General features: G+C 69.8%; 20 protein-coding genes. 13 read left to right on the forward strand and 7 right to left on the reverse strand.

What is annotated here, in order from left to right:
* The first annotated feature begins 37 nt into the window (after positions 1 to 37).
* From EV193_RS13965 to EV193_RS13990, 7 genes are all read left to right on the forward strand, one after another.
* On the forward strand, positions 38 to 751 hold the full coding sequence (locus EV193_RS13965; protein WP_130344543.1) for a lysophospholipid acyltransferase family protein: 714 nt from the start codon (positions 38 to 40) through the stop codon (positions 749 to 751).
* A gap of 75 nt (positions 752 to 826) precedes the next feature.
* Positions 827 to 1,951 carry a helix-turn-helix transcriptional regulator gene (locus EV193_RS13970; RefSeq protein ID WP_207222636.1) on the forward strand — a complete coding sequence of 375 codons (1,125 nt, stop codon included), beginning with the start codon at positions 827 to 829 and terminating at the stop codon, positions 1,949 to 1,951.
* Positions 1,952 to 2,071: 120 nt separating this feature from the next.
* Positions 2,072 to 2,248 carry a hypothetical protein gene (locus tag EV193_RS33275; RefSeq protein WP_165401348.1) on the forward strand — a complete coding sequence of 59 codons (177 nt, stop codon included), beginning with the start codon at positions 2,072 to 2,074 and terminating at the stop codon, positions 2,246 to 2,248.
* A gap of 552 nt (positions 2,249 to 2,800) precedes the next feature.
* The gene (locus tag EV193_RS13975) at positions 2,801 to 3,457 is read left to right on the forward strand and encodes a DedA family protein (protein ID WP_423202167.1); all 657 of its coding nucleotides are present in this window, start codon (positions 2,801 to 2,803) and stop codon (positions 3,455 to 3,457) included.
* Between the two features lie 21 nt (positions 3,458 to 3,478).
* Positions 3,479 to 4,606, forward strand: a complete 1,128-nt coding sequence (locus tag EV193_RS13980; RefSeq protein ID WP_130344544.1) for a sensor histidine kinase — start codon at positions 3,479 to 3,481, stop codon at positions 4,604 to 4,606.
* Entirely contained in the window at positions 4,597 to 5,241 is a 645-nt protein-coding gene (locus EV193_RS13985) for a response regulator (protein WP_165401349.1), read from the forward strand. Before EV193_RS13980 ends, EV193_RS13985 begins: the two co-directional genes overlap by 10 nt.
* Before the next feature lie 9 nt (positions 5,242 to 5,250).
* Positions 5,251 to 5,751 (forward strand): polyadenylate-specific 3'-exoribonuclease AS, encoded by a 501-nt coding sequence (locus EV193_RS13990; RefSeq protein ID WP_130344545.1) that lies wholly within the window; start codon positions 5,251 to 5,253, stop codon positions 5,749 to 5,751.
* 73 nt (positions 5,752 to 5,824) lie between these two features.
* Here the strand turns inward: EV193_RS13990 and EV193_RS13995 are convergent, their stop codons facing one another.
* Positions 5,825 to 6,511, reverse strand: a complete 687-nt coding sequence (locus EV193_RS13995) for a hypothetical protein (protein ID WP_130344546.1) — start codon at positions 6,509 to 6,511, stop codon at positions 5,825 to 5,827.
* Positions 6,512 to 6,599: 88 nt separating this feature from the next.
* On the opposite strand from EV193_RS13995, the gene EV193_RS14000 reads away from it, so the two are divergent.
* Entirely contained in the window at positions 6,600 to 7,625 is a 1,026-nt protein-coding gene (locus EV193_RS14000; protein ID WP_130344547.1) for a 6-phosphofructokinase, read from the forward strand.
* Between the two features lie 12 nt (positions 7,626 to 7,637).
* On the opposite strand, the gene EV193_RS14005 is transcribed toward EV193_RS14000, so the two are convergent.
* A complete protein-coding gene (locus tag EV193_RS14005; RefSeq protein WP_130344548.1) occupies positions 7,638 to 8,333 on the reverse strand; it encodes a group II truncated hemoglobin in 696 nt (231 codons plus the stop codon).
* An 80-nt stretch (positions 8,334 to 8,413) separates the two neighbouring features.
* Here EV193_RS14005 and EV193_RS14010 point away from each other — a divergent pair, with 80 nt between their 5' ends.
* Positions 8,414 to 9,193: a Clp protease N-terminal domain-containing protein gene (locus EV193_RS14010; protein ID WP_130344549.1), complete on the forward strand. Its 780-nt coding sequence runs from the start codon at positions 8,414 to 8,416 to the stop codon at positions 9,191 to 9,193.
* 143 nt (positions 9,194 to 9,336) lie between these two features.
* Positions 9,337 to 10,725 carry a class II 3-deoxy-7-phosphoheptulonate synthase gene (locus EV193_RS14015; RefSeq protein WP_130344550.1) on the forward strand — a complete coding sequence of 463 codons (1,389 nt, stop codon included), beginning with the start codon at positions 9,337 to 9,339 and terminating at the stop codon, positions 10,723 to 10,725.
* 125 nt (positions 10,726 to 10,850) lie between these two features.
* Here EV193_RS14015 and EV193_RS14020 read toward each other — a convergent pair whose 3' ends face one another.
* Positions 10,851 to 12,896 (reverse strand): Stk1 family PASTA domain-containing Ser/Thr kinase, encoded by a 2,046-nt coding sequence (locus EV193_RS14020; RefSeq protein ID WP_242613371.1) that lies wholly within the window; start codon positions 12,894 to 12,896, stop codon positions 10,851 to 10,853.
* 91 nt (positions 12,897 to 12,987) lie between these two features.
* Here EV193_RS14020 and EV193_RS14025 point away from each other — a divergent pair, with 91 nt between their 5' ends.
* On the forward strand, positions 12,988 to 13,356 hold the full coding sequence (locus EV193_RS14025) for an Rv2175c family DNA-binding protein (protein WP_130344551.1): 369 nt from the start codon (positions 12,988 to 12,990) through the stop codon (positions 13,354 to 13,356).
* Between the two features lie 3 nt (positions 13,357 to 13,359).
* Here EV193_RS14025 and EV193_RS14030 read toward each other — a convergent pair whose 3' ends face one another.
* Complete coding sequence (locus tag EV193_RS14030; protein ID WP_130344552.1) at positions 13,360 to 14,109, reverse strand: TetR/AcrR family transcriptional regulator; 750 nt, start codon at positions 14,107 to 14,109, stop codon at positions 13,360 to 13,362.
* 159 nt (positions 14,110 to 14,268) lie between these two features.
* On the opposite strand from EV193_RS14030, the gene EV193_RS14035 reads away from it, so the two are divergent.
* Together EV193_RS14035 and EV193_RS14040 are read left to right on the forward strand one after the other, a co-directional pair.
* Positions 14,269 to 15,498, forward strand: a complete 1,230-nt coding sequence (locus EV193_RS14035; RefSeq protein ID WP_242613373.1) for an MFS transporter — start codon at positions 14,269 to 14,271, stop codon at positions 15,496 to 15,498.
* A complete protein-coding gene (locus tag EV193_RS14040) occupies positions 15,498 to 16,043 on the forward strand; it encodes a TetR/AcrR family transcriptional regulator (protein ID WP_130344553.1) in 546 nt (181 codons plus the stop codon). The genes EV193_RS14035 and EV193_RS14040 overlap by 1 nt, the downstream gene beginning before the upstream one ends.
* On the opposite strand, the gene EV193_RS14045 is transcribed toward EV193_RS14040, so the two are convergent.
* The 3 genes from EV193_RS14045 to crtI are packed head-to-tail and all read right to left on the reverse strand — an operon-like array spanning position 16,044 to position 19,005.
* Positions 16,044 to 16,565 carry a hypothetical protein gene (locus EV193_RS14045; protein WP_130344554.1) on the reverse strand — a complete coding sequence of 174 codons (522 nt, stop codon included), beginning with the start codon at positions 16,563 to 16,565 and terminating at the stop codon, positions 16,044 to 16,046.
* Positions 16,553 to 17,476 (reverse strand): phytoene/squalene synthase family protein, encoded by a 924-nt coding sequence (locus EV193_RS14050; RefSeq protein ID WP_130344555.1) that lies wholly within the window; start codon positions 17,474 to 17,476, stop codon positions 16,553 to 16,555. Before EV193_RS14050 ends, EV193_RS14045 begins: the two co-directional genes overlap by 13 nt.
* Positions 17,476 to 19,005, reverse strand: a complete 1,530-nt coding sequence (crtI, locus tag EV193_RS14055) for a phytoene desaturase family protein (protein ID WP_130344556.1) — start codon at positions 19,003 to 19,005, stop codon at positions 17,476 to 17,478. The genes EV193_RS14050 and crtI overlap by 1 nt, the downstream gene beginning before the upstream one ends.
* Between the last annotated feature and the right edge of the window lie 3 nt (positions 19,006 to 19,008).

Raw genomic sequence — 19,008 nt, forward strand, 5'->3', positions numbered from 1 at the left:
ATCACTGGAACCACGAACTGGGGAGGAGTACCGCCCGGTGCTGTACTGGTGGATGAAGCACGTGCTGCTCGGGCCGGCGCTGCGCGTCGGGTTCAAGCCGAGGGCCGAGGGTCTGGAGAACGTGCCGGAGACCGGGGGCGCGCTGCTGGCCAGCAACCACCTCGCCGTGGCCGACTCGTTCTTCATGCCGCTGTTGCTGTCCCGGCGGGTGACCTTTCCGGCGAAGATGGAGTACTTCACCCAGCCGGGCGCCAAGGGGCGGCTGAAAAAGTGGTTCTTCACCGGTATGGGGCAGATCCCGATCGACCGGACCAGCGGATCGGCGGCGCAGGACGCGCTGGAGACCGGCGTGCGCCTGCTGCGTGAGGGCCGGCTGCTCGGCATCTACCCGGAGGGCACCCGCTCGCCGGACGGCAGGCTGTACAAGGGCAAGACCGGCGTCGCGCGGATGGCGCTCGCGGCGGGGGTCCCGGTGATTCCGGTGGCCATGGTCGGCACGGACAAGGCGAACCCGATCGGCTCGAAGATGTGGAAGCCGCACCCGATCACGGTCAAGTTCGGCGCGCCGCTGGACTTCTCGCGGTACGAGGGCCTGGACGGCGACCGGTTCGTGGAGCGCTCGATCACCGACGAGATCATGTACGCGCTGATGGAGCTGTCCGGTCAGGAGTACGTGGACGTCTACGCCGCGAAGGTGAAGGACCAGGCGGTCGAGGTCGAGCCTCGGGTTCCGCACACCCTCACGGCCTGAGACTCAAGATTGGCCCCTGGGCTGGCCCCGGCCGTCCTGATTCCGTCATGGCAGGTTGTCGGCCAGGATGAACATGTGACCTCGACCTCGATCGGCTGCTTGATCCGCGACCTTCGTGTGGCGCTGAGCTGGTCCCAGGGCAGGCTCGCCGACGAGCTTTGCCGTGTGTCCGGGCATTCGACGGCGACCAGGGAAGACGTGTCCAGGTGGGAGCGGGGGAAGCGGACCCCTGGGCCGTACTGGCTGGCACACCTGGCGACCGTTCTCGAGGTTCCGCTGCATGTGTTGGAGGACGCCAAGATGGATCGGCGGACATTCGTCACCTCGCTCGCCGCGACCGCGGTCGCTCCGGTCGTGACGGCGGATCTGATCCGCGAGGGCTTCGATGCCGCACTGCACGGCGGCCCGGACACCGAAGCATGGCTGGACCGACTTGCCCGCTACGGCGCCGACTACATGACCGCTGGAGCCGCGCAGATACAGCAGCGAGTCGCGCACGACCTTGTCGTGATCCAGCAACAGCTGGAGTCCCCGGTGATGTGGGGCGTCGCCGCCAAGTTGATGACGTTGTTCGCGAAGACATTCCCCGGCGCGGACGGCGCGAAGGCGGTCACGTGGTACCGGAGGGCGGCGATCGCGGCCGACCGGTCCGAGGACAACGAGACCCGCGTCTGGGTGCGGGGACGGGCGGCGATCGCGCTTGGGTACGAGGGTGCCGCCCTGCCAGTCGCCGACCTGTTCGCCGAACAAGCGACGCAGATCGAGGACAAGCCGTCGATCGGCAGGCTCAACGCGGTCATGGGCAAGGCCCATGTCGCCGCCCTGCGAGGCGACGACAATCGTGCCACGGAACTCCTGTATGAAGGAAAGCGCCTGTTCGATCGGGCAGGAAGCGACGACGTCGCATCGTCGGACTATGCGGTGCCGTTCTGGCGAATGAACGTCTTCATGTCGCTGTTGCTCGCCCGACACGGCGCGGAGCGCAATGCGATCGTGGCGCGGGAGACGGCGATGGAATATCTGCCTGCTACGTTGCCGCGTTTCCGTACACATCTGGAAATGCACCACGGGCTCATGATGGTCAGGTCTGGTGATCGGAAAGGCGGCGTGGCGTACGCGGAAGAGGCGCTCAATGCCCTTCCGCCCGAGAAGCACAGCCTGACGTTGCGAATGCTGTTGGGTGAGATCCGCGACTCATGACGTGGCCCCCGTTCTGGCCCTGTGTGCGAACTGGTCGCGACCGTATCGTTCCTTCACGTAGGGCAGTCGACATGCCGGTGGAGGGCAGATTTCATGGGACGGGTTCAGGTCGGTACATGGGTGAAGATCGACGACGTGTCAATGACTTACGCAATCTGCGGAGACGACATCGAATTTCGTCTTGGCAGCATGACGGACGGATTCGACCTGATCGTGACAGACCGTGCGCTGACAAAACTCGTCGCCACTGGTACAGAGGCGCTGCGCACCTTGTCCACCAGCAAGCGTGAGCATTGACCTGCCGTTGATCGCTGATGTAGTCGGCGCGCTTGCGGAGTATCGTTGTCCAGAGTTGCCTGTCTTCCTGCGCAGCGGAGATGGGCACCCTTCGCAGCGCAGGAGGAATTGGCCTCGCTCACCGGAGACTATCTTGTCCATACCGATCTGACAGCCGAAAACTTCATCATTGGCGCCCGGACGCACGTCATCGACTGGGCATGGCCGAGTGTTGGGGCGTCATGGCTCGACACGGCGTCGATGGTTGTCCGGCTCATTCAGGCCGGCCATTCACCGAAGGAAGCCGAGCGGTGGGCCAGGCAGGTCCCAGTCTGGGGTGATGTCTCCCGCGAAGCGCTCCTCGCGTACATAAGGGTTCGGATCGGGGTAGCTCGGCGCAACTCCGCTCCAATCCTCGACGCTCTACGGGTGTATCACGACGCGCTGGTGCGCTAGTCGTGGAGGGCCTCCGAGCCTCGGGGTCGCCACACCTCACGGCCTGAGGTTTTCCGCAGGGTAGGTCGGCGGTGCACCTCATGGTTCGAAGGCGCGCGATTTTCTAGCGTTTCACGTGTGAACCTGAACCTTGCTTCTGACGTTTCCGGAAATGAGATCGGCGGATTCGCCGGCTGGGCGACCGACTTGATGGAGACGCTCGGCGCGCCCGGCGCCGGTCTCGCCATCGCGCTCGAGAACGTGTTTCCCCCGCTGCCGAGCGAGGTGTTTCTCCCGCTGGCCGGCTTCACCGCCGGACAGGGGAGGATGAGCCTGCTGATGGCGATCGTGATGACCACCCTCGGCTCGATCGTGGGCGCGCTTCTGTTGTACTACCTGGGGGTTCTGCTCGGCCCGGACCGGATCAGGCGGATCGCCGACAAGCTGCCGCTGGTCAAGGTGTCCGATGTGGACAAGACCGAGAAATGGTTCGCCAAGCACGGCGTCAAGGCGGTCTTCTTCGGCAGGATGATCCCCATTTTCCGCAGTTTGATATCCATTCCGGCCGGTGTGGAGCGAATGCGGCTCACCACGTTTCTCGCGTTCACCGCACTGGGCAGCCTCATCTGGAACACGATATTCGTGCTGGCCGGATACTGGCTGGGGGAGAATTGGCGGTCGGTCGAAGACTACGTCGGGGTGTTCTCCAAGGCCGTACTGGTGCTGGTGGCGCTCGCGATCGCGGTCTTCGTCGTCACCCGGCTACGCGGGCGTGCCGGTGCCACCCGCTCGTGACACGGTGATGTTGTGAAAGCCATGCTGACGCGCTGGGCCCGGGTCTTCGCCGGCCTCGGGCTCGGCGCGCTCGCGGCCTTCGTCGAGCTGGCCTACCTGGTGGCCGGCGGGTTCGCGCTGGCGGCAAGCTCACGGCGGATGGACCCGGGTGCGCGGCGGCTGGCCGATCGCGCGCGACATCGAGTGGCACGGTGGTACGGCCCGCCCGAGATCGAGACCGCCGCGCCGGAGTCGTGGCGGGTGTGGGGCTACCTCGGCGCACGGGCGGCCGTGGGCCTGCTCGGCGGGTGTGTGCTGGTGCTGTTCGGCTACGGCGCGGTCGTGTCCGCGACCGTCGTGGTGGAGTGGGTGACCGGCGGACGGCCGGACGGGATAGACCTCACCCTCGGGCTCGGGCTGTACTTCGGCGTGCTGGTGGTCGTGCTGTTCTTCCTCGCGCTGCAAGGGTTTCTCGGACTGGTCAACCTGGAGCGGCGGCTCGTGCGCCGGTTCCTCGGACCGAGCCCCGACGAGCTGCTGCGCCGGCGGATCAGCGAGCTGGCCGAGTCCCGCGCCGGCATCGTGGAGGCCGTGGACGCCGAGCGCAGGCGCATCGAACGCGACATCCACGACGGTGTGCAGCAGCGGGTCGTGGCACTGGCCATGCTGCTCGGCCGGGCCCGCCGCACATCGACAAGCGAGCCGGAGCGGGTCGGCGAGCTGCTGGCCGCGGCGCACGACGAGTCCCAGCGGGTGCTCGGCGATCTGCGCGACGTGGCCTGGCGGGTGTATCCGACGGCGCTGGACTCGCTGGGGCTGTCCGAGGCGCTGGCGGCCGTGGCCGAGCGGTCCAGCGTGCCGGTCACCCTGGACTACCGACTCGCCGAGCGGCCGGAGCCGACCGTGGAGACGGCGGCCTACTTCGTGGTGTGCGAGGCGGTCACCAACGCGGCGAAGCACTCCGGCGCCGGGGCGATTTCCGTTGTGGTGCAACGAAATGACACACTCGTGACCGTGTGTGTCAGCGACGACGGCCGGGGCGGTGCGGACCCGTCCGGCCACGGGCTGTCCGGGTTGGCCAGGAGAGTCGCCGCCATCGACGGGGTGTTCACAGTGGACAGTCCGGCCAGCGGCCCGACCGTGATCACCGCGGAGCTGCCGTGCGCGTGACACTCGCCGAGGACTCGACGCTGCTGCGCGAGGGGCTGGTGCGCCTGCTCGCCGAGGAGGGCCACGAGGTGGTGGCCGCCGTGGGCGACGGCGAGGCGCTGCTGGAGGCGCTGGCCGCCGATCAGCCGGACGTGGTGGTGCTGGACGTGCGGATGCCGCCGACGCACACCGACGAGGGGCTACGCGCCGCGCTGGAGATCCGGCGACGCTGGCCGGGCATCGGCGTGCTCGTGTTGTCCCAGTATGTGGAGAAGCGGTACGCCACCGAGCTGATCACCTCCGACACGACCGGCGTGGGATATCTGCTCAAGGATCGCGTCGCGCAGGTCGAGGAGTTTCTCACCGCGCTGCAACGGGTCGGCGATGGTGGCGCCGCGTTCGATCCGGAGGTCGTGCGGCAGCTGCTGGCCCGCACCAGCCACACCGATCCGCTCCGCCGTCTCACTCCTCGGGAACGCGAGGTACTCGATCAGATGGCGCAGGGGCACACCAACGCGGCGATCGCGGAGAAGCTGTTCGTCTCGCAGAGCGCGGTGGAGAAGCACGTGAACTCGATCTTCGACAAACTCGATCTGACGCATACCTCCGGTTACAGCCGAAGGGTGCTCGCCGTGCTCCGGTACCTGGGGTCCTAAGGTGCTCGGGTGCGTTTCTTCTACGACACCGAGTTCATCGAAGACGGAGTGACCATCGACCTGGTCTCGATCGGTGTCGTCGACGAGAACGGGCGAGAGTTCTACGCCGTGTCCACCGAGTTCGACCCCGAGAAGGCCGGCGCGTGGGTGCGCGCGAACGTGCTGGACAAACTGCCGTCACCGGCGGACCAGGCGTGGCGCAGCCGGGAGCGAATTCGTGAGGACCTGCTGAAGTTCCTGTCCCCGCGCGGCGAGAAGGTCGAGCTGTGGGCGTGGTTCGCCGCGTACGACCACGTCGTGTTCGCCCAGCTGTGGGGGCCGATGGTCGAGCTGCCGCGCCAGTTGCCGAGGTTCACCCGGGAACTGCGCCAGCGCTGGGAGGACGTCGGAAAGCCGTCCCTGCCCAGCGCGCCGAACGACGCGCACGACGCCCTGGCCGACGCGCGGCACAACCTCGCGCGCTGGCGGGTGATCGAGGAGGCCCGCCACAAGCGCGGCTTCCCGGCCTGACTCGCGAGTCCCGCGCCCTGCACCCCCGAGTCCTGCGCCCTGCATCCGCGAGTTCCGCGCCCCGCACCCGCGTTCACGGGCCGGTGGCGTGGATGCGGGCGAGGCGGCGCCACGCGGTCGAGCCACCTGGCAGGGGCGATGCCAGGGTGGGTGCCTCGGCCGCGCGGCACAGTTCGAGTGCGTCCGGGTTGGTGTCCTCGGCGATCGCGGCGGCCAGGCGGTCGTGCCCGTCGAGCAGCACCCACGCGTCCAGCCCGCTGACCCACCACAGCAGCAGCGAGGGCAGCACGCCCTCCCGTGCCTGTCGGCGGTACGCCTTCACCCGCGCGGCGTCCGGCGGTGACGGCTCGCGCAGCGCCACGATCCGCCGGCCAGGGCGGAACCAGTCCACGTAGCCGAGCACCCGATCCTCCACGAGTCCGCTGTGGACAGACGGCAGGCTCGGCGAGCGCAACAGCCACTCGCCGGCGTGCAGCGGCGTGCCGGCCGCGCTGAGTGAGGCGGCGAACCACTCGGCCCAGCGTGCCGGGTCACCGCCGAGCGATCGCGCCAGATCCGCCGTCGGCGGCGGCAGCGGCGAGCGATACCTGCCGGCCCTGCGCAGGTGCACGCCGTACCAGTCGTACCGCCGCCGGGCCATCAGCACCGGCTGACCCCCTTGGCGCAGAAGGAAAAGTCCCGCGCCGGCGAGCTCCACCCGAAGATCGGGAACCGCGGGGCCGGACACCCGCAGCGTCCGTCCGGTCCACATCTGACGCACCCGGAAAGGGTAGCGGTGGGTGGTGGCGTCTGGATCGGTTCCGTGCCAGGCTGTGCGGCGTCCCCGAATTCGGCTTGGAGGTAGGCAGATGCGGGTAGGCGTGCTCACCGGTGGCGGTGACTGCCCAGGACTCAACGCGGTGATCCGCGCGGTGGTGCGTAAGGGAATCGAGACGCACGGGTGGGACATCCTCGGCTTCCGCAACGGGTGGCAGGGGCCGGTCGAGGGGCTGGTGAAGCCGCTCGGCCTCGACCACGTCGAGGACATTCTCGCCAGGGGCGGAACCGTGCTCGGCTCCTCGCGCACCAACCCGTACAAGGTCGACGGTGGTGTTGACAAGATCAAGAGCACCCTGGCCGAGCACGGCGTCGACGCGCTGATCGCGATCGGCGGCGAGGACACGCTCGGCGTCGCGAAGCGGCTCACCGACGACGGCGTCGGCGTGGTCGGCGTGCCGAAGACGATCGACAACGACCTCGCCGGCACCGACTACACGTTCGGGTTCGACACGGCGGTGCACATCGCGACCGAGTCGATCGACCGGCTGCGCACCACGGCCGAGTCGCACCACCGCGCGCTCGTCGTCGAGGTGATGGGCCGGCACGCCGGCTGGATCGCGTTGCACTCCGGGCTCGCCGGCGGCGCGAACGTGATCTTGGTGCCGGAGCGCCCGTTCAGCGTGGAGAAGGTCGTCGAGTGGGTGACCCGCCGGTTCGAGCGGCAGTACGCCCCGATCATCGTGGTGGCCGAGGGCGCGCTGCCCGAGGGTGGCGCCGAGGTGCTGCAGAGCGGTGAGCGGGACTCGTTCGGGCACGTGCGGCTGGGCGGTGTCGGTACCTGGCTGGCCGAGGAGATCGCCGACCGCACCGGCAAGGAGTCGCGCGCCGTGGTGCTCGGGCACACCCAGCGCGGCGGTGTGCCGACCGCCTACGACAGGGTGCTGGCCACCCGGTTCGGGCTGCACGCGGTGGACGCCGTCGCGGAGAACGACTTCGGCACGATGGTCGCCCTGCGCGGCACCGAGATCGCGCGGGTCAAGCTCGCCGACGCCACGGCGGAGTTGAAGACGGTGCCGCTGGAGCGGTACGCCGAGGCCGAGGTGTTCTTCGGCTGAGTCGTTCCCGGACTATTCCGGCTGCCACGGCGGGAGGGGCCAGTCCCATTTCGGCATCGGCTCCTCCCGTGGTGCGTCCATACCCGGCTGGGAGAGAATGCGGGCCATTCTCGTGCCCCATTCCAGATAACCGACGAACGCCGCGCGGAATTCGGGATCGTCCGGCAGGCCGACCTGGTCCGCCGTGTCGAGAAGCAAGGCGATCCAGCGCTGTCGCTGTTCCTCGGTGATCGCCCGGCCGAGGTGCCGGCCGACCATGTGCCGGTGCCCGCCGTGGTCGGCCGAATACCGTGCCGGGCCGCCGAAAACCTCGGCGAGCCACGCCGCGACATGCTTGGGGTGACGGGGATCCATGCCTCGGAACACCGGTTCGAGCACGTCGTCGTCGCGCACCCGCGTGTAGAACGCGTCGAACAGTTTCTCCAGTGCCTCGGTGCCGCCGAGCCATTCGTACAGGGTCGGAATCGCCGCGCCTCGACCGGCGATTCCGGTCGCGCGAAAGTGTCGCGCCTCCGCGTTGAGCGGTTCCGGTAGGGGATTGGCCGCTGATTTCCAGACGATGCGCAGAATGTATTCGTCGTCGCCGCGGGTCAGCTCGTATTCGACGCATTCCGGTTCGGTGCTGAGACGCTGGCACGCCTCTTCGAACTCGGCCGCGCGCTCGGCGGGCACCCGGTAGTGGACGTGCTCGATCACATGGTCAGCCACGCCAACAGTGTAATCATGTAATCCGCCAGCGCGTCAACTCGTGGTTGACGACAGGCGATCGTCAACCTAGGGTTGACGGCATGCAGACCACGCCACGACTCGACGACCTGATCGAGGTCGTCCGCAACCTGTCCGTCGCCCGCCACCGTGACCCCGACGAGGACGTGCTCGACCAACTGTCCGACGCCGTGGTGCTCGGTGAGCGCCTTGGTGAGATCGCCGATCACCTGATCGGGCACTTCGTCGACAAGGCCCGCCGATCCGGCGCGTCCTGGACCGACATCGGCCAGAGCATGGGCGTCACCAAACAGGCCGCGCAGAAGCGCTTCGTGCCTAAGGAATCCGACGACGGCCCGGCGCTCGACCTCCGGTTGTTCACCCGCTTCACCGACCGGGCGCGCTCCGCCGTGGTCGCCGCGCAGACCGAGGCGCGCGAGGCCGGCAGCGCCAAGATCGACACCGACCACCTGGTGCTCGGACTGCTCAGCGAGCCGGAAGCCCTTGCCGCGAAAGCGATCGAGGTGCTCGGCGTGTCCGCCGCCGAACTGCGCGCCTCGATCGTCGAACACCTTCCCGGCGGGGAATCGACCACCCGCGAGCAGGTCCCGCTCACCTCCACCGCGGTGAAGGCGCTCGAGCTGACCGCCCGCGCCGCGCTGCAGTTGGGGCACAACTACATCGGCACCGAGCACATCCTGCTCGGCGTGCTCGACGAGCCGGACGGCCCCGGCGGGCGCACGCTCGCCAACCTGGGCATCACCGCCGACCGGGTACGCGAGTGGCTGGTTCCCGTGCTGGAGGAGATCGCGCGGAGGGCGCGTGCGGCGGCGTCGAATGAGGACGGCGACGGTGCCGACTGAACCGATCCCGCGCACGGCGGCAGGCGTGTTGCTGTCGCTGGCCGTCGCCGTGGCACTGGTCGCCGTGCTCCTCACGTGACAATGCCCGACCGGACAGCCACCCGTGAGAGTCGCCTCAGCGTGCGCGGCTTACTCTTGGAGTCGTGAACTGGACCGTGGACGTGCCGGTGGACACCCTTCCCGAGTTGCCACCGCTGCCGCCCAACCTGCGTACCCAACTCGACGACGCACTGGCCCGCCCGGCCGCCCAGCAGCCCGAGTGGCCCGACGCCGAGCAGGTGCGTCAGGTCCGCACGGTGCTGGAGAGCGTGCCGCCGATCACCGTGCCCGCCGAGATCGACAAGCTGCGGGCGAGCCTCGCCGACGTCGCCGAGGGGCGCGCGTTCATGCTGCAGGGCGGCGACTGCGCCGAGACGTTCGCGGACAACACCGAGCCGCACATCCGCGCGAACATGCGCACCCTGCTGCAGATGGCGGTCGTGCTCACCTACGGTGCCAGCACGCCGGTGGTGAAGGTGGGCCGGATCGCCGGCCAGTACGGCAAGCCGCGCAGCAACCCGCTCGACGCGCTCGGCCTGCCGGTGTACCGAGGCGACATCGTCAACTCGCTGGTCGCCACACCCGAGGCGCGCGTGCCGGACCCGTCGCGGATGGTGCGCGCCTACGCCAACGCCAGCGCCGCGATGAACCTGCTGCGCGCGCTCACCGGCGCGGGCATGGCCGACCTGTCCAACCTGCACGACTGGAACAAGGACTTCGTGCGCGTCTCGCCGGCCGGCGAGCGGTACGAGGCGCTGGCCACCGAGATCGACCGCGGCCTGCGGTTCATGCAGGCGTGCGGCGTGAACGACTCCACCCTGCACACGGTGGACATCTACGCCAGCCACGAAGCTCTGCTGCTGGACTACGAGCGGGCGATGCTGCGGCTGGACACCAGCGGTGACGAGCCGAAGCTGTACGACCTGTCCTCGCACTTCCTGTGGGTGGGGGAGCGCACCCGTCAGCTCGACGGCGCGCACATCGCGTTCGCCGGGATGCTGGCCAACCCGATCGGCCTCAAGATCGGCCCGACCACGACACCGGAGCAGGCCGTCGAGTACGTCGAGCGGCTCGACCCGAACAACACGCCGGGCCGGCTCACGCTGATCAGCCGCATGGGCAACGGCAAGGTGCGCGACGTGCTGCCGCCGATCATCGAGAAGGTGGAGGCGTCCGGGCACAAGGTGATCTGGCAGTGCGACCCGATGCACGGCAACACGCACGAGTCGTCCACCGGGTACAAGACGCGGCACTTCGACCGGATCGTGGACGAGGTGCAGGGCTTCTTCGAGGTGCACCGCCGGCTCGGCACGCACCCCGGCGGCATGCACATCGAGCTGACCGGCGAGGACGTCACCGAGTGCCTCGGCGGCGCGCAGGACATCTCCGACCTGGACCTCGAGGGGCGCTACGAGACCGCCATGGACCCGCGCCTGAACACCCAGCAATCGCTGGAGCTGGCCTTCCTCGTCGCCGAGATGCTGCGCTCCTGACTCGAGCTGCCTTCGTGTTTTGCGTACTTTAGCGGGCTAAAGTACGCAAAACATGAACGGAGCGATCGCTCAGTTTCGGACACGGGGACGCGGTGCGGCGGCACGCTTGAGTCCACTGTGGACGATCAGGGGAGGGCGAGGAGGGTGATCGTGGTGCCCTTGGCGACCTTGCTCTCCGACGACGGGTCCTGACTGACCACCTGGCTGCCGTCGGTCTGCACGAACACGTGTCGGACCTGGGCGGTGAGGCCGGCGTCGGCGAGCGTCTTCTGGGCGTCGGCCACCCGCATGCCCTTCACGTCGGGCACGGTGATCGCGTTGTTGACCACGACGCCGACGCGCCGGTTGCCGTCGGAGTCGATCTTGGTGCCGCCGGTCGGGCTGGTGCGGATCACCTGGCCGCCGTCGACCTCGTCGGAGAACTCCTGCGGCAGGTCGTAGGGCTCGAAACCGGCCGCCTGCAAGGCTTTGAACGCCTCGTCGCGAGTCTTGCCGGCGACCGGGGGAATCGGCTTGGGCTCTGGGCCCTTGCTCAGCACCAGGCTCACCCGGGCGCCGATCGGCAGTTGGGTACCCGGCTGCGGGTCGACGCGGACCACGGCTCCCTTGGGCACAGCGGAGTCGTAGACCTGGTCGCCGCGCATCGGGTCCAGCTCGACGGCCCGGATCAAGGCCTCCACCTCGGGCACCGGCGCACCGGGCCGGGCGCCGGGCACGACCGGCATGCCGGCGGACACGGTCAGGATCACCTCGTCGCCGCGCAGCGCGCTCTCGCCGCCCGGCGGTGTGGTGTTGATCACTGTGTTGGCCGGGGCGGTGTTGTGCCGCACGCGGTTGATCTTCGGGGTGAGCTTCGCGTCGGTGACCGCCTGCTCGGCGGCGAACGAGTCGCGCCCGGCGAGCTGTGGCACCTCGGTCCACCGGCCGGCGGCGAACCACCAGATGCCGGTGCCGGCCAGTGCCAGCACGAGTACGCCGATGATCGCCCACAGCCACGGACGGCGGCGTGGACGCTGACGCGGCGCGGCGCGCGGCGGCACGTCGTCGGGCACCGGCGGCGTGCTCACCGCCTGGCCGAGCTCCACCCGCAGCATCGACCGGGTTCCTTGTGGCCCAACGGTTCCCGACCCGCCGGCCGGGCGACCGATCGCGGTGGCGCCGGCGACGACCGGCATCTGGTCGGTGCGCTCCTGCGGGGACTCGAGCAGCCGGTCGAGGTCCTCGTGTTCGGCGGGCCACGCCGGCTCATCGGTGGCGTGTCCGGGCACCGGGACGTGCACGGTGCCGATGCCCAACTCGGACCGGACCTGCCGCAGCTCGGCGAGGAACGCAGCGCCGTCGGCCGGGCGCGCGGCGGGGTCGCGGCTGGTCGCGCGCAGCACCAGGTCGTCGAGTTCTTTCGGGATCTCCGGCACGGTGGCACTCGGCGGCGGCACGTCGTCGTTCACGTGCCGGTAGGCCACCGACAGCGCGGTGTCGCCGGTGTAGGGCGGGCGGCCGGTGAGCATCTCGTAGAGCACGATGCCGGCGGAGTAGACGTCACCGCGGGCGGTGGCGGCGCCGGTGGTGACCTGTTCGGGTGACAGATAGGCCACCGTGCCCAAGATCACGCTGCTGTTCGTGGTGCCGGCCGACGAGACCGCGCGCACGAGCCCGAAGTCGCCGACCTTGACCACGGTCGGCGCGCCTTCCTGGCCCGCGCGCTGGCGGCCGATCAGCACGTTCTCCGGCTTCACGTCGCGGTGGATCAGCCCGGCGCCGTGCGCGGCGGCCAGCGCGCTCAACACCGGCTCGAAAACGTTGCACGCCAAGGGAACGCCGAGCGCGCCGCGGTCCATCACGAGGTCGCGCAGGGTACCGCCGTTGACCAGTTCCATCACCAGGAAGACGAGCTGCTGCCCGGAGGCGGAGGAGTCGACACCTTGATCATGCACGGCCACCACGTTCGGGTGATGAATCTTCGCGGCGGAGCGCGCCTCACGCTCGAATCGCTCCACGAACGAGCGGTCGTCGGCGAACCGCTGGTCCATCACCTTGATCGCCACCGGCCGGTCCAGCCGCGTGTCCAACCCGCGGTACACCGCGGACATGCCGCCACGCGCGAGCGATGCGTCCACGCGATAGCGCTGCTCCAGCAGCGTGCCGATCAGATGGGCTCCCCGGTCCTCCACGATGGCGATCGTACGGAGCACGGCCGGCACATGTGTGCAGGGCGGCTATTTCGTGACGCGCGAGGACCCCTACCTGTGGCATCGTGTTCGCGTGGGTGCGATTCCTGTCGCTGACGACGTGCTCGACTCCGGTGTCGACGTGCTGTCGCTCGATGATGTGGCCAAGCGTTTGGACTGTCCGTTGACCAGGGTGCAGCAAGCGCTGCGGGACGGGCAGCTGCTCGCCGTGCGGCGCGGGGGAGAGCTGTTCATCCCGGCCGACATGCTGGACGACGAGGGCAACGTGGTGAAGGGGCTGTCGGGCACGATCACCGTGCTCGCCGACGCCGGCTACACCCCGACGGACACGCTGAGCTGGCTGTTCACCGCCGACGACACGCTGCCGGGCACGCCGATCGAGGCGCTGCGGGGCAACCGGGGCCGCGAGGTCAAACGGCGCGCACAAGCGTCCGCGTTCTAGGTCCTAGCCGCTGGCCCTGGTCTGGACGAGCTTCTCGATGCCGTCCAGGATCCGCTCGAGCCCGAAGTCGAGATCGTCGTCCAGGATGGCCGACGCCATCCGCTCGGGGTCGCGGTACTGGCCCTCGGTCAGCATCGCCGCCAGCACCGGATAGCCGCGCTCCTTCAACAGTGGCTCGAGGAACGCGGTCATCGCGGCCGACTGCACCGGCGCGGCCTTGCTGTGATCGATGTCGCGGGCGAGCCTCGCGATGCTCCGCGCGTACCCGTCGAGCAGCACGACACACCGCAGCGCCTCCGTCCCGTCCAGGCCGGCGCCGAGGAACGCGGTGACCTGAACCTCGGTCCACCGCAACAGGTTCGGCGTCACCGGGGCTCCGGGGATCGGAATGTCGAGCAGCCACGGACGGGCGCACAGCCGATCGATGATCGCGTGCGTGACGGCGGTGACCGTGGCACGCCAGTCGCCCGGCCGGTACAGGTCGGCCGGCGGCTCGCCCCAGCCCGCGTCGGACAGCAGGACGAGCAGTTCGTCCTTCGAGGCGACGTAGCGGTACAGCCCGGCCGGCGTGATCCTGAGGCGCTTGGCGACCTTCGGCATGGACAGCGCGGCGTACCCATAGGTGTCGATCACCGCCATCGCCGTGGTGACGATCTGCTCGACGCTGTACGCCGGCTTCGGTCCACGGCGGGACAGCGGGCTGTCCCCCCAGGCCAGCCCGATGCCCGGCGGCAGGTCTCGTCTGTCCACCATCTGCCGCTCACGATCTGCGTTCGCCTTAAACTGTTACTGACTTTAACTGATTCGGCCCGGCCGCGACAGGTTTCTCGCCGACGTGGCGGGCGTCACTGATCTTTGCGATCCGATGAGCGCCGCGGGTAGAAAGTCTAACGACTGTTCAAACTCTAACGAGTGTTCAAGTTGTTGGACTGGGAGATACCTGTGGGCAATCCGTACGGGCAGCTGTTCACCGCGCGCGGCGCCGTCGCGTTCACGCTGGCGGGGTTCGTCGCGCGGATGGCGGTCCCGATGATCGGGATCGGGATCATCACGATGCTCGCCAAGACAAGCGGCTCCTACGGGCTGGCCGGCGCCGTCTCGGCGACCTTCACGATGTCCATGGCGCTGCTCGGTCCACAGGTGTCCCGGGTGGTCGACCGGCGCGGCCAGCGGCGAGTCATCGTGCCCGCGGCGATCGTCAGCTCCACCGCACTCGGCGGGCTGGTGCTCGCGGTCCGCGCCGGCGCGCCGGCCTGGACCTGGTTCGTACTGGCCGCCGTCGCCGGCTGTCTGCCGAACCTGGCCGCGATGGTGCGCGCCCGGTGGACCGAGATCTACCGCGACTCGCCGAGGCTGCACACCGCGTACTCGCTGGAGGCGGTGATCGACGAACTCACCTTCGTCGTCGGGCCCGCGCTCTCCGTCGCGCTGTGCACCATCGTCTTCCCGGAGGCCGGCCCGCTCCTGGCGGCGATCTTCCTGGCGATCGGCGTCGTGCTGTTCGCCGCGCAGCGCTCGACCGAACCGCCCGTGCTGCCCGCGACCGCCGAGCGCACCCGGTCGGTGATCCGCGACGCTCCGGTGCTCCTGCTGGTGCTGATCCTGCTCGCCGGCGGCGTGATCGTCGGCACCGTGGACGTGGTCAGCGTCGCGTTCGCCGAACACCTCGGCAGCCCGGCGTCGGCCGGCATCGTCGTGTCGGTCTACGCCGTCGGCTCCGGTGTCTCCGGGCTGATCTTCGGCACGCTGCGGGTGACCGTGCCGTTCCCGCGCCTGCTCGTGCTCCTGGTCGCCGGCACCGCCGTCACCACCGTGCCGCTGCTGCTCGTCGACGGCATCCTGAGCCTGTCCGCGGCGGTCTTCGTCGCCGGTGTGTTCTTCGCCCCGAGCATGATCACGATCATGAGCCTGATCGAGCGGCTCGTTCCGTCCGAACGGCTCACCGAGGGCATGACCTGGGCGATCACCGGCCTCAGTACCGGTGTCGCACTCGGCGCCGCGGTGTCCGGGCGGACGGTGGACGCGTTCGGCCCGATCGGTGGCTTCGTCGTGGCGATCGTGGCGGGCGGCGCCGCGCTGCTGATCGCCCTGCTCGCGCACGCGCCGCTGACCGCACGCGCGGAACGGGTACCGTCGCGCTGATGTCCATCGAGGAGAAGACGACCGACGGGCGCCGCATCAAGGGGGAGCGCCGCAAGCGTGAGCTGACCGAGGCCACGCTGCGCGTCGTCGCGCGGGACGGTGTGGCCGGCGTCAGCCATCGCACGGTCGCCCGCGAGGCCGGCCTTCCGCCCACGATGGCCGCCTACTACTTCGACGGTATCGACGATCTGCTCACCGCCGCGCTCACCAGCTGCCTGGACGAGGACGCCGAGAAGATCCGTGCGGTGCAAGACATCCAGGAGCTCGCCGAGCTGATGGCCGACCTGGTGGCCGGTGAGCCGGGCCGGTTGCTCGCCGAGTTCGAGTTGTACCTGCTCGCCGCGCGCAAGGTCGAACTGCGCGCGGCGACTGACCGCTGGAAGGCGGCACTCGCCGAGTTCGCGCGGCGGCACACCGATGATCCGGTGCGTGTGCACAACTTCGTCGGCGCCTACGACGGGCTGCTGCTGCAGGCGCTGCTCACCAGCACGCCGCCCACCGCCGCCGACTTCGAGGCCAACGTCGTGCAACTGCTCACGCCGTGATCAAGGCCTGCCGTCGTGCCGGTTGGCCCAGGCGCGCTCGCGGCGGGACAGATGCGCCACGACCATGTTCCCGTCCGGCCAGTCGATCGCCAGGCGGGTGGCGTTGACCGCCGGCCGCCGGTCTCGTCGGCCCTCCCAGATCAACTGTGGCGGCAGGTGACCGTCGGCGAACGCGAACCCGGTGTGCGACGCCGACCAGACGACCCACAGCTCCTTTCGGTCGCCGATCGCGCGCACCAGGTCGGGCAGGTCGCCGTGCACCACGAGGGTTCGCGCGACTCGCCCGACGTCGCGGAACCAGATGCCGAGCAGTTGGGCGCCGTAGTTCCGCACCGCCTGGTAGATCTCGCCCACGATCGTCTTGCTCGACCCGTGCACCGGACGGGCCTTGCGCACCACGGTCTTGCGGCGCCGGAAGTACGCCACGTTCGGCCGCTCGCCCCACTGCTCGCCGATCGCTCGGCGGACCTGCTCACGCAGTTCGTCGTGCTTGTCGAGATCGGCCGAGCTCACCCACTCCATCGGCGTTCCTTTGTTCCGGCGATCAACCCGCGTGCGGCCACCGCCGCGCGTCGTGCGCGGGAGACTACGACGCGCCGGTCCAGCACCGCGTAGTCGGCCGCCACGATCTCGTCCAGGATGCCCCGGTACAACGTCGCCGCGGTGCGCATGCACGGCCGGGATTCCTTGTGCAGCAACGAGATCCCGGGTTCCGCGCGGCGGTATACGGCGTAGGTGTGCGCCACCAGATGGGTCAGCGCGCGACGGATCGCCGGGTCCGGCCGACCGGTTCGGCGGGCACGCCGCAGCCGGTCGGTGTCCACACCGAACACGGCCAGCTCGTCGGCCGGCAGGTACACCCGGCCGCGGTCCAGGTCCTCGCCGACGTCGCGGAGGAAGTTGGTCAACTGGAACGCCTCGCCCAGCGCCATTGCGGGCGCCTCGGCCTCCTCGCGCGGACACACCGTGCCGAGCACCGGGAGCATCTGCAGCCCGATCACCCCGGCCGAGCCGTGCATGTAGCCGCCCAGATCGGCGAACGTGGCGTAGGAGCGCACGGTCAGGTCCATCCGCATCGACGCCAGGAACGCGTCGAACAGCTCCGGCGCGATGTCGTGCCGCCGCACGGTGTCCGCGAGCGCGGTGAGCGCGGGCGACGCGGGTTCGCCGGCCAGCGTGCCGTGTAACTCGGCGGCGAGACGGTCCAGCATGGACGCGCGCTCCTCGACCGGCCTCGGTCGCGCGGAGTCCACGATCTCGTCGGCCAGCCGCGCGAACCCGTACAGCGCGTGCACCGCCGGCCGGCGCGCCGCCGGCAGCAGGCGGGTGGCCAGGAAGTAGGACCTGCCGTGCGCGGCGTTGATCGCGCGGCAGGACCGGTAGGCCGCGCGCATCGCCGGATCGGTGATCCCGGCAGCGGTCAGCTCGCCCATCAGCTCGTCGTGCTCGCCGGTGTCTCGACCTGGCGGCGCACGGCGCGGCGGCGTTCGGCGCCCACGATCCGTTGCGCGGCAAGCTTTCCGGACAGCACCACCGGCGGGATCCCCACGCCCGGCGTGGTGCCGCAGCCGGCCAGCACCACGTTGTCCACGCCGGGCACCAGGTTGCGCGGGCGGAACGGGCCGGTCTGGCCGAACGTGTGCGCCAGCGAGAACGGCGTGCCGGCGGCGAGTCCGGCCTCCTCCCAGTCGGCCGGCGTGACCAGCCGCTGCACCTCGATCTCACCGTCCACACCGGACAGTCCGCGAGCGTCCAATGTGGACAGCAGCTCGTCGCGGTACACCGGCCCGATCCGCCGCCAGTCGATCGGGCCGGTCAGCGTGTTCGGGCACGGCGCGAGTACCGAGATCAGCTCGCGGCCGGGCGGGGCCAGCGACGGCTCGGTCGCCGTGGGGCGGGTGACCAGCAGCGACGGGTCGGACATCAGCTCGCCGCGCCGGGTGATCTCGTCGAACGTGCGGTCCCACCGCTGGCCGAAGAAGATCGTGTGGTGGTCCAGCACCGGCCAGGAGCGGCGCACCCCGGCGTGCAGCACGACCGCCGACGGCGACCAGCGCAGTGCCAGCGGCCGGCGCGGCGCCACCCCGAGCAGCCGGTAGCTGGCCTGCAGGTCGGCGGTGCACACGACGGCGTCGCACGGGATCCGCTCGCCGGACGTGGTGCGCACCGCGGTGACCCTCGTGCCGATTCGCTCCAGCCACGCCGCCGTCGTGCCGTACCGGATCCGCGCGCCGGATTCGCCTGCGGCACTTGCCATTCCGGCCGCCACCGCGCCCACCCCGCCGCGCGGGAAGTACACCCCGGCGACCGTGTCCATGTAGGCGATCACGGCGTAGGCGGCCAGCGCGCGGGCCGGCGGCACCCCCGCGTACAGCGACTGGAACGAGAACAGCCGGCGCACCCGCTCGTCGTTGAGGTGCCGCGCCACGGCGGGGGACAGCCGGCCGAAACCGCCGAGTGCCACCAACTTCGCCAGCGCGGGCGTCACGAGCCCGAGCGGCGAGTCGAAGTTGGCGTCGATGAAGCTGTTGCGCTGCGCCTTGTACAGCTTCGTGAGCCAGCGGCGTAGGGAGCGGTACCCGGCGGCCTCGGTCGGCCCGGCGAACCGGCGCACCTCGGCCTCCATCGCGTCCGCGTCGGTGTGCACGTCGATCGAGCTGCCGTCGGCGAAGTGCGCGCGGTAGGCGGGGTGCAGCTGCCGCAGGCGCACCCGCTCGGCCAGCGACGAGCCGACCGCGGCGAGCGCCTCGTCCACGAACTCCGGCATGGTCAGCACGGTGGCGCCGCTGTCCACCGTGTAACCGTCCATTGTGGACAGACCGGCTCGGCCGCCAGGGGTGTCGGCCGACTCGAGCACGGTGACGTTGCGGCCGGCGCCGAGCAGGTGCAGCGCGGCGGACAGCCCGGCGAGCCCGGCGCCGATCACCACGACGTCGTCGGTCTTCCCTGGCACAGTGCGCACGGC

This window comes from Herbihabitans rhizosphaerae, from assembly GCF_004216555.1.
In the GTDB taxonomy this organism is placed as follows: Bacteria; Actinomycetota; Actinomycetes; order Mycobacteriales; family Pseudonocardiaceae; genus Herbihabitans; species Herbihabitans rhizosphaerae.